Below are 7,537 nucleotides of genomic sequence, written 5' to 3' on the forward strand. Positions count from 1 at the left end.
GCAGCTTCTCACCACGCAGATTCCGCACAGTGGACCTCGGGTGCCAGCGGGCTCCCGGTCTTCCCTGCGCCCTCTTTCATTTCAGAGGGTGAGGCGACAAAGCAAAGCTCGGGCGAGATCAGCCGCGAGAACGAGAAGATGTGTCTTCGGGTGAGATGCGAATCGAAAGAGCGATGCGCGCCACCGCAGACACAATGACGGCGTTGATGCAGTTAGTGCGACCACCCGCCCTTGGGTCCCGGCTCTGCGCAGCAGCGCAAGAACGCTGCCGCGCGTCCGGGACACGGGAGGATCAAACCGGCTTGCCCGTGTACGGCATCGACGCGGTAAGGCCGCCGTCGACCGGAAACGCCTGGCCGTTCACATAAGACGCCTCGTCGCTCGCAAGGAACAGTCCCATCGCCGCGAGCTCATGCGGCTGGCCGGGGCGCTTGAGCGGGTTGAGCTGCCCGATCTTGTCCTGGGTGCCGCGCTCCTTGGCGCGGTCGAAGATCGGCTTGGTCATGCCTGTTTCGATCAGCCCGGGGCAGACCGCGTTGATGCGAACTCCGGTGCCGGTGAGCGAATAGGCCGTGGTCTGCACCAGGCTGATCACGCCGGCCTTGCTCGCGGCATAGGGATGTCCGCTCGCGCCGGCCTTAAGGCCTGCGACGGACGCCGTCAGCACGATCGCGCCGGATTGCTGCTTGACCATGTGTGGCATGGCGTACTTCACCGCGAGGAATGGCCCGATCAGGTTGACCCGCAAGATCTCCTGCCAGTGCTCCACCGTCTGCTCGGCGAGCGGAACGAGCCCGCCGGAGATTCCGGCATTCGCCCAGATCACGTCGAGCCGCCCGTGCGTCTTCACGGCCTTGTCGATGACGGCGATGACGTCGGTCTCGGAGCCGGCGTCCGCGATCATGGCTTCGGCGGTGCCGCCGGCCTTCTTCACCTCGTCGACCGTCTCCTTCACCGCCTCCGAGCGATCGACCGCAATCAGTTTGGCACCTTCCTTGGTGAACAGCAGCGCAGCCGCGCGACCGATGCCGCTGCCCGCGCCAGTGATGATGACGGATTTGCCTTGCAGGCGGCCCATGCGCTTCTCCCTTTGGCTCGCGCGCAGCCCTTGCCGCGCGACGGAATTTCAAACAAGATTTCAAACGGTAAAGTGTCTTGAGACACGTTCGCTACTGACGTACAGCGACATCAAACGGGATGGAAGGGTTTCGATGGCCGGTGCAGACAAGCCGAATGTGGTCGTCACGCGATGGTGGTGGGTCCGGCACGCCCCCGTGCGCAATGACGGCGGCAACATCTACGGGCAGAGCGATATCGCCTGCGACACCAGCGACACCTACGTATTCAATGCCGTTGCCAAGGTGCTGCCACGCACCGCGATCTGGTACTCGAGCAACTTGATGCGCACGCACCAGACCGCGGAAGCGATCTGGGCGGCTGGTTTCCCGCGGCCTGCGTCGATGAAATGGGAGGCCGACCTCGCCGAGCAAAATCTCGGCCGTTGGCAGGGCATGAACCGCGCCCAGTTCATCGCCAGCCGCCCCGTCGGATCGAGTTGGTTCGCCGACATCAATGAGCCCGCGCCCGGCGGCGAAAGCTTCATGGATCTCTACAACCGCACGCGCCGCACCATCGAGCGGATCAACAACGAGGCGGCAGGGCAAAACATTATCGCGGTCGCGCATGGCGGCACCATCAAGGCGGCGCTGGGTCTCGCGCTCGACGGTCAGCCGGAGCGCGGGCTGTCATTCGACATCGACAATTGCTCGGTGACGCGGTTGGACTATTTTGCGAGCCCCGAGCGCACGGTCTGGCGGCTGCCGATGGTGAACCAGCAGCCGTGGATCGCGGATGTTGCGCACGCGGCGATGCACCAGCCGGCGGGGCCGGAAGTCAAGAAGCTCGCCTGAAGCGGCTGTCCGCTCGCGCGAGCGGCATAAGCTCCGGGCCAATCAAATCGTACTCAGGGAGATCAAAATGACCTTGTTCGACATGAAGGGGAAAGTCGCCGTCATCACGGGATCGACGCGTGGCATCGGGCTCGCGATCGCCGAGCGCATGGCCGAGCATGGTGCCAAGGTGGTGATCTCCTCGCGAAAGGCCGACGTCTGCGACCAGGTGGCAAAGGGCATCAACGACAAATACGGCAAGGGCACCGCGGTCGCGATCGCCGCCAACATCTCCTCGAAGGAAAATCTGCAAAACCTCGTGGACGAGAGCAACCGCGCGTTCGGCAAGATCGACGTGCTGGTGTGCAACGCAGCATCGAACCCGTATTACGGTCCGCTCGCCGGCATCTCCGACGATCAGTTCAGGAAAATCCTCGACAACAACATTGTCGCCAACAACTGGCTGATTTCGATGGTGGTGCCGCAGATGATCGAGCGCAAGGACGGCTCGATTATCATCGTCTCCTCGATCGGCGGCCTGAAGGGCTCGACCATCCTCGGCGCCTACGCGATCTCGAAGGCCGCCGACATGCAGCTCGCCCGCAATCTCGCCTGCGAATACGGCCCGCACAACATCCGCGTGAACTGCATTGCGCCCGGCCTGATCAAGACCGATTTTGCCAAAGCGCTGTGGGACAATCCGGAAAATTTGAAAGCCTCGACCTCGCGCTCGCCGCTGCTGCGCATCGGCATCCCCGACGAGATCGCGGGCGCTGCGGTGTTCCTGGGGTCAAAGGCCGGCGACTTCATGACCGGCCAGACCATGGTGATCGACGGCGGCGCGACGATCAGTTGAGCGATAGAGCGTAGAAGAGGCACGCAGCCCACCCAACGACCGGTGTCATCGCCCGCGGAAGCGGGCGATCCAGCATTCCGGGGGCCGACATTGGAGAGCTCGCTCTTACCACATCCGGCGCGGCGTACTGGATGCCCCGGTCAAGCCGGGGCATGACAGCGAATGTGAGGATGCAGCGTCACCGTGCGAGTCCATGCGGACGCCGCGTCACTCCACCGCGGCGTAAACCAGATCCCGCACCAGGGTCCGCGTGTAGTCGCGCTGTCCGGGGCCCTGGCTCATGAACACCGCGAACAGATCCTCCTTCGGATCGATCCAGAAGAACGTGCCGGCAATGCCGCTCCAGAAATACTGGCCGATGCTGCCGGGGAAGGGCGCGATGCCCGCCTCCTTGCGCACGGCGAAGCCGAGGCCGAAGCCGTGGCCGGGCGAGAGCAGGGTGCCGTTGATCGCAACGCCTGGCCCGAGATGATCTGACGCCATCAGTTCCAGCGTTTTGCGGCCGATGACCCTGTTGCCGTCGAGCGTACCGCCATTGCGCAGCATCAGGCAGAATCGGGCATAGTCCATGGTGGTCGAGACCAGGCCGCCGCCGCCGGACTCCATCACCGGCTGCTCGAGCATGTTGAACAGCGCGACCTTGTCGCCGGTCCAGGGATCGGACGCGAACGGCTCGGCGAGCCGGCCCGCATTGGCCTCCGATGTCGAGAAGCCGGTCTCGGCCATCTGGAGCGGCGCGAGGACGCGCTCGGTGAGGAAAGCGCCAAGCGACTTGCCGCTGACGACCTCGATGATGCGGCCCAGAATGTCGGTGGAGCGGCTGTAGTTGAACTCCGCGCCTGGCTGGCAGACCAGCGGAAAGCTCGCGACCAGTGCGGCGTGCTCGGCGTTGGTGATCTTGCGGCTGCGGACGCGGGATTCCTGATAGAGCTTGTGCACGGGGCCATCGCCCTGGTGCTCGTAGGTGAGGCCGGAGGTGTGGCGGAGCAGGTCCTGCACCGTCATCGGCCGCGTTGCCGGCACCAGTTCCAGCTTGCCGCCACTGACTACGCCGACCTTCTGGTCGGCGAACTCGGGTATGAACTTGGCGACCGCGTCACTGAGAAGCAGATGGCCGTCCTCGACCAGGGCCATGATGCCGACGGAGACGATCGGCTTGGTCATCGAGAAGATCCGGAAGATCGAATCGCGCGCCATTGGCGCAGCGCCCGACGGGCTTTGCTTGCCGAGCGCCTCGAACCAGCCGATCTGGCCACGCCGGGCCACCAGCACAGTAGCCCCAGGGATGGTTCCCTTTTCGATTTCGCGCTTGAAAGCGTCCGACATGGCTTGGAGGCGGGGACGCGACAGCCCGAGGGTCTCGGGGCGGGCTTCCGGCACAGGTGGCGTCCGGAACGCGGTCGTGGCCTGTGTAGCGGCTGTGGCGGTGGCTGTAGCGGTCATGGGCACTCCCGGTTGCTTTTCATTATGGGCGATGGACTGTGGCCCAGAAGCCTCGGCATAAACAAGCGAGGCCCGCGCGGTTCACCCTTGCAAACCGGCCGTCCCCTGTGCTTGAAAGCGGCCCTGATCCGCGGCGACGTGGGTCCGTAGGAGTGTAGCTCAATTGGTAGAGCACCGGTCTCCAAAACCGGGGGTCGCAGGTTCGAGCCCTGCCACTCCTGCCAGTTAAATCAATCACTTGAGTGAGGTGGCGGCGAGATAGGCGCGGTGGCGTCTAACGAGGCGAATCGCATGCGCCGTCATACCCCGGGCCTCAGCCTACCCGCTCACCCGCCGCTTCCACACGGCTTCCGCAAGTGCGATGTCGGTGACTGAATCGGCGCCCGAGGCCAACGGCGTGCGTCGCCTGGCGACATCGGAAACGAAGGCATCGGCCTGACGCCGGAATGCCCAGCTCGGTGCACCCGCCGTCTGCATGCGTTGACCATCGTGATCGACAACGACCAAAGCCTCTTGCTCGGCAAAGGGTGGAGGCAGTTCCAGGGTCATTGCGCCACGTTCAAACTCGACCGTCAGCCCCTCGCGCCAGGGCCCGGCCGACCCGCTGGTGAGATCGAGCGTGCAGGCGAGGCCGTCGAAATCGAGCGTGATGCGCCCCGCCCCCGAACCCTCGATCGAGCTATCGAGAAGAGTCGGCGATGGTCCGAGCAGGTAGCGCACCACATTGATGATATGGCTGGAGGCATTCAAGAAGTGGTCGTAACCCTGGCGCATCGCGCGCGGCATCCAGTCGGGGCCATCCTCCCAGAGTTCGAGCCCGTCCGGCCGTGCTTCGGCGGTCATCACGAAGTTGTCCTGCGCTCGGCCCGTGTCGCCGCCGAAGCACCAGCCATGCGCGGCGACGATGCGCCCCAGCGACCGGTCTGCGCGAATACGTGCCAACTCGGCCACGCGCGTGCCACGCCGGCATCGTGACGCTTCCATGTAGCCGATGCTGTAGATGAGGTCCTGTCGCCGCGCCGCTTCGACCAGCGTCTCGGCTTGAGCCGTCGTGTAGGCCATCGGCTTTTCCGACAGCACGTGGCTGCCGCTGTTCAAGACGTCCAGGACGATCGGCCCGGTCGCGCGCCGCTTCGTCACCACGACCACCGCGGAGACCTCGCTGTCCGCAAGCAGCTCCCGGTGCGTGCCATAGATCCGTGAGACGCCGAATTTCTGCGCGGCGGCGGCCGCGAGTTCCGGCCGGAGATCGGCAATCGCGATGACGCGGCCCGCGGGATTGGCCGCGAAATTGGCGAGGTGGCACATCTGACCGACCATACCCGTTCCGATGATGCCAATGCCTGGTGTCACTGGCTCGATCCCTCAGCGTTTGCGGATGACGAGGAAATGCGCCGGCTGCCCCCCGGGCGTTGATGAACGCCGGGTCCGTCTGGGTGAGGGCGGTGACCGTGGTGTCCCGTCGCTCGATCGCGTCAAAGATGCGATGGAAGCTGTCGAGGGTCGCGATGATGGCATCAAGGTCGACAGTATCGTCGGACAGGATGTCAGCGGTGCGGATCGCCTCGCGCAGGGCCGCGAGGCCGGCGACGGCGCGTGCCAGGCTCTCCCCGATGGGATCGTCGATCATCCTGTCGACATCGGGAGCCAGCGTCTCGACTGATGCCGCGACCGCCTGCACGGCATCGGCCTTGCCCACCAGATAGAGCTTTCGTCCGCCGAGGAAGCTCAGGCGGCTGCGATCGAGATGGCGTGTGAGGCGGTGCAGCTTGTCGGGCCGGACAGGACCTTTTTGTGCCAGTAGATGTCCAGGCTGTCGCGGTAGGCGGGCCAGGCCGAATGGATATCGAATCCCTGCTCATGCGCCGCCGTGCACAACGCTGCCGCGTCGAGAAAGTATCTGTGCCGAACGAAAGGATTTTCGAGCACGTCCATCAGCCAGGATTCGAAGCTGCGGGTGTGCGGAATGCTGTTCCATTTCGGCTCGAACAGCGTCCTCGCCGTCTCGAGCGCGGGGCGCCCTGTCAGGGCCTTGCCGGCCGCATGGATCGCCTTGAGCGCGAGCTCGAAGAAGCCGCCATAGCGCTCGTAATAGGACACCACGGCATAACCGTCCGGATTGAGCAGGCCGCGGAAGATGCCCAGCCAATTCTCCGTCGGCTGCACCGTGTAGATGAACCCTTCGGCATCGATGATGTCGAAACGGCGATCGCTGCGGAATCCCTCGACATCGGCCAGCACGAGCTCGCGCAGTCGCTTCGTCAGGCCAAAACGCGCGAAAAAGGCCTGGATCTTCGGGTGCGCATGCTGGTTCGGCTCGGCGAGCGTCATATTTCCGCCCCAGCCGGCAAACACCAGCGCGTTCTCGCCGGAATCAGGACCGAACTCGAGCACATCGGAACAGCCGGGGGGGGGCAGCACCAGCTTGTCCGAGAACAGATCGCGCCGCTGGCTAGCATAGGCCATGCGGCGACCCTGCGGCCGCTTCGAGACGATCGAGCTCGCTCCAGATGTCCGACGGCGCGAAGATCGAAACGACGTGGAGCGGGCGCCTCACGTTCTCGCGCAGCCGGCTGTTAACCTTGGCTTCGTTCTCCTGATTCACGGCGAGAAGACAGACGAGCGGCCCAGTCTTGCCGGCGAGAACGTCCGGCGAGCGGATGGGGATCCCGGTGCCGGGCAGGGAGAGGCCCTGGCGCTCCTTCTGGTCGTCGACCGAGAGGTCGACGAGATCCGTCAGCTCGTGGGCATTGGTGAAGGTGCAGGCGCGGCAGCCGGCGCCATAGATGGCGATCTCGGCACCGCTGGCGCGGGCCTTGGCGAGGATCGGACGAAGACGAGCGCTGTACTCCCTTGCGCGCTGACCGAATGTCTCGCCGGCGCCCGACGGTTCCGGATTCTGGCTGTGGTCGACGACTTCACTCGCGAATGCCTGGCGCTCGTCGCCGATACTTCGCTGCCGGGCCTGCGGGTCACACGCGAGCTCGATGTCATCATTGCCTGGCGCGGCCGGCCGGCGATGTGCCTGTCCGACAACGGTACTGAGCTGACCGGAATGGCCATGCTGCGCTTCAGCCAAGAGAGGCAGATCGAGTGGCACTACATCGCGCCCGGCAAACCGACCCAGAATGCCTTCATCGAGAGCTTTAACGCCCGCCTGCGCGATGAACTCCTCAATGAGACGCTGTTCACTTCGCTCGCACAGGCGCGAGCCGTGCTGGCCGCCTGGAAAGACGACTACAACAACGCCCGGCCGCACAGCGCCCTGGGCAACCTCACGCCGACCGAATACGCCAAACGCAACGCTCTTGGGCCGCAACGGGACGGGACGCTGCGCTATGCCGAGGGC

General features: G+C 64.8%; 8 protein-coding genes, 1 tRNA gene and 1 pseudogene. 5 read left to right on the forward strand and 5 right to left on the reverse strand.

Annotation, left to right across the window (positions count from 1 at the left end; translation table 11 throughout):
- Positions 1–292 precede the first annotated feature (292 nt).
- Entirely contained in the window at positions 293–1,078 is a 786-nt protein-coding gene (locus K408_RS0136470) for an SDR family NAD(P)-dependent oxidoreductase (RefSeq protein WP_024343483.1), read from the reverse strand.
- 133 nt (positions 1,079–1,211) lie between these two features.
- Here K408_RS0136470 and K408_RS0136475 point away from each other — a divergent pair, with 133 nt between their 5' ends.
- Positions 1,212–1,910 carry a histidine phosphatase family protein gene (locus K408_RS0136475; protein ID WP_024343482.1) on the forward strand — a complete coding sequence of 233 codons (699 nt, stop codon included), beginning with the start codon at positions 1,212–1,214 and terminating at the stop codon, positions 1,908–1,910.
- Between the two features lie 67 nt (positions 1,911–1,977).
- Complete coding sequence (locus K408_RS0136480; protein WP_024343481.1) at positions 1,978–2,745, forward strand: SDR family NAD(P)-dependent oxidoreductase; 768 nt, start codon at positions 1,978–1,980, stop codon at positions 2,743–2,745.
- Between the two features lie 207 nt (positions 2,746–2,952).
- Here the strand turns inward: K408_RS0136480 and K408_RS0136485 are convergent, their stop codons facing one another.
- Positions 2,953–4,188, reverse strand: a complete 1,236-nt coding sequence (locus K408_RS0136485; RefSeq protein WP_024343480.1) for a serine hydrolase domain-containing protein — start codon at positions 4,186–4,188, stop codon at positions 2,953–2,955.
- 148 nt (positions 4,189–4,336) lie between these two features.
- On the opposite strand from K408_RS0136485, the gene K408_RS0136490 reads away from it, so the two are divergent.
- Positions 4,337–4,412: transfer RNA gene (locus K408_RS0136490), tRNA-Trp, on the forward strand.
- Positions 4,413–4,506: 94 nt separating this feature from the next.
- On the opposite strand, the gene K408_RS0136495 is transcribed toward K408_RS0136490, so the two are convergent.
- Positions 4,507–5,541, reverse strand: coding sequence for a Gfo/Idh/MocA family protein (locus K408_RS0136495; protein ID WP_024343479.1), 1,035 nt, complete (start codon positions 5,539–5,541; stop codon positions 4,507–4,509).
- Positions 5,542–5,674: 133 nt separating this feature from the next.
- On the opposite strand from K408_RS0136495, the gene K408_RS43840 reads away from it, so the two are divergent.
- Positions 5,675–5,851 (forward strand): hypothetical protein, encoded by a 177-nt coding sequence (locus K408_RS43840; RefSeq protein ID WP_230646561.1) that lies wholly within the window; start codon positions 5,675–5,677, stop codon positions 5,849–5,851.
- A gap of 65 nt (positions 5,852–5,916) precedes the next feature.
- Here the strand turns inward: K408_RS43840 and K408_RS39985 are convergent, their stop codons facing one another.
- Positions 5,917–6,654, reverse strand: a complete 738-nt coding sequence (locus K408_RS39985) for a methyltransferase domain-containing protein (protein ID WP_245265993.1) — start codon at positions 6,652–6,654, stop codon at positions 5,917–5,919.
- A complete protein-coding gene (locus tag K408_RS39990) occupies positions 6,641–7,177 on the reverse strand; it encodes a Rossmann-fold NAD(P)-binding domain-containing protein (RefSeq protein ID WP_245269094.1) in 537 nt (178 codons plus the stop codon). Before K408_RS39990 ends, K408_RS39985 begins: the two co-directional genes overlap by 14 nt.
- On the opposite strand from K408_RS39990, the pseudogene K408_RS39995 reads away from it, so the two are divergent.
- Positions 7,061–7,537, forward strand: a pseudogene (locus tag K408_RS39995) (integrase core domain-containing protein); the annotation flags it as partial. The gene K408_RS39990 and the pseudogene K408_RS39995 sit on opposite strands and share 117 nt — an antisense overlap.

This window comes from Bradyrhizobium sp. in8p8 (assembly GCF_000426845.1).
GTDB lineage: Bacteria > Pseudomonadota > Alphaproteobacteria > Rhizobiales > Xanthobacteraceae > Bradyrhizobium > Bradyrhizobium japonicum_C.

Coding starts and splice junctions, on each gene's coding strand:
- K408_RS39985 (WP_245265993.1), bottom strand. CDS start 6,654: ATGGCCTATGCTAGCCAGCGGCGCGATCTGTTCTCGGACAAGCTGGTG.
- K408_RS43840 (WP_230646561.1), top strand. CDS start 5,675: ATGGAAGCTGTCGAGGGTCGCGATGATGGCATCAAGGTCGACAGTATC.
- K408_RS0136470 (WP_024343483.1), bottom strand. CDS start 1,078: ATGGGCCGCCTGCAAGGCAAATCCGTCATCATCACTGGCGCGGGCAGC.
- K408_RS0136475 (WP_024343482.1), top strand. CDS start 1,212: ATGGCCGGTGCAGACAAGCCGAATGTGGTCGTCACGCGATGGTGGTGG.
- K408_RS0136485 (WP_024343480.1), bottom strand. CDS start 4,188: ATGACCGCTACAGCCACCGCCACAGCCGCTACACAGGCCACGACCGCG.
- K408_RS0136480 (WP_024343481.1), top strand. CDS start 1,978: ATGACCTTGTTCGACATGAAGGGGAAAGTCGCCGTCATCACGGGATCG.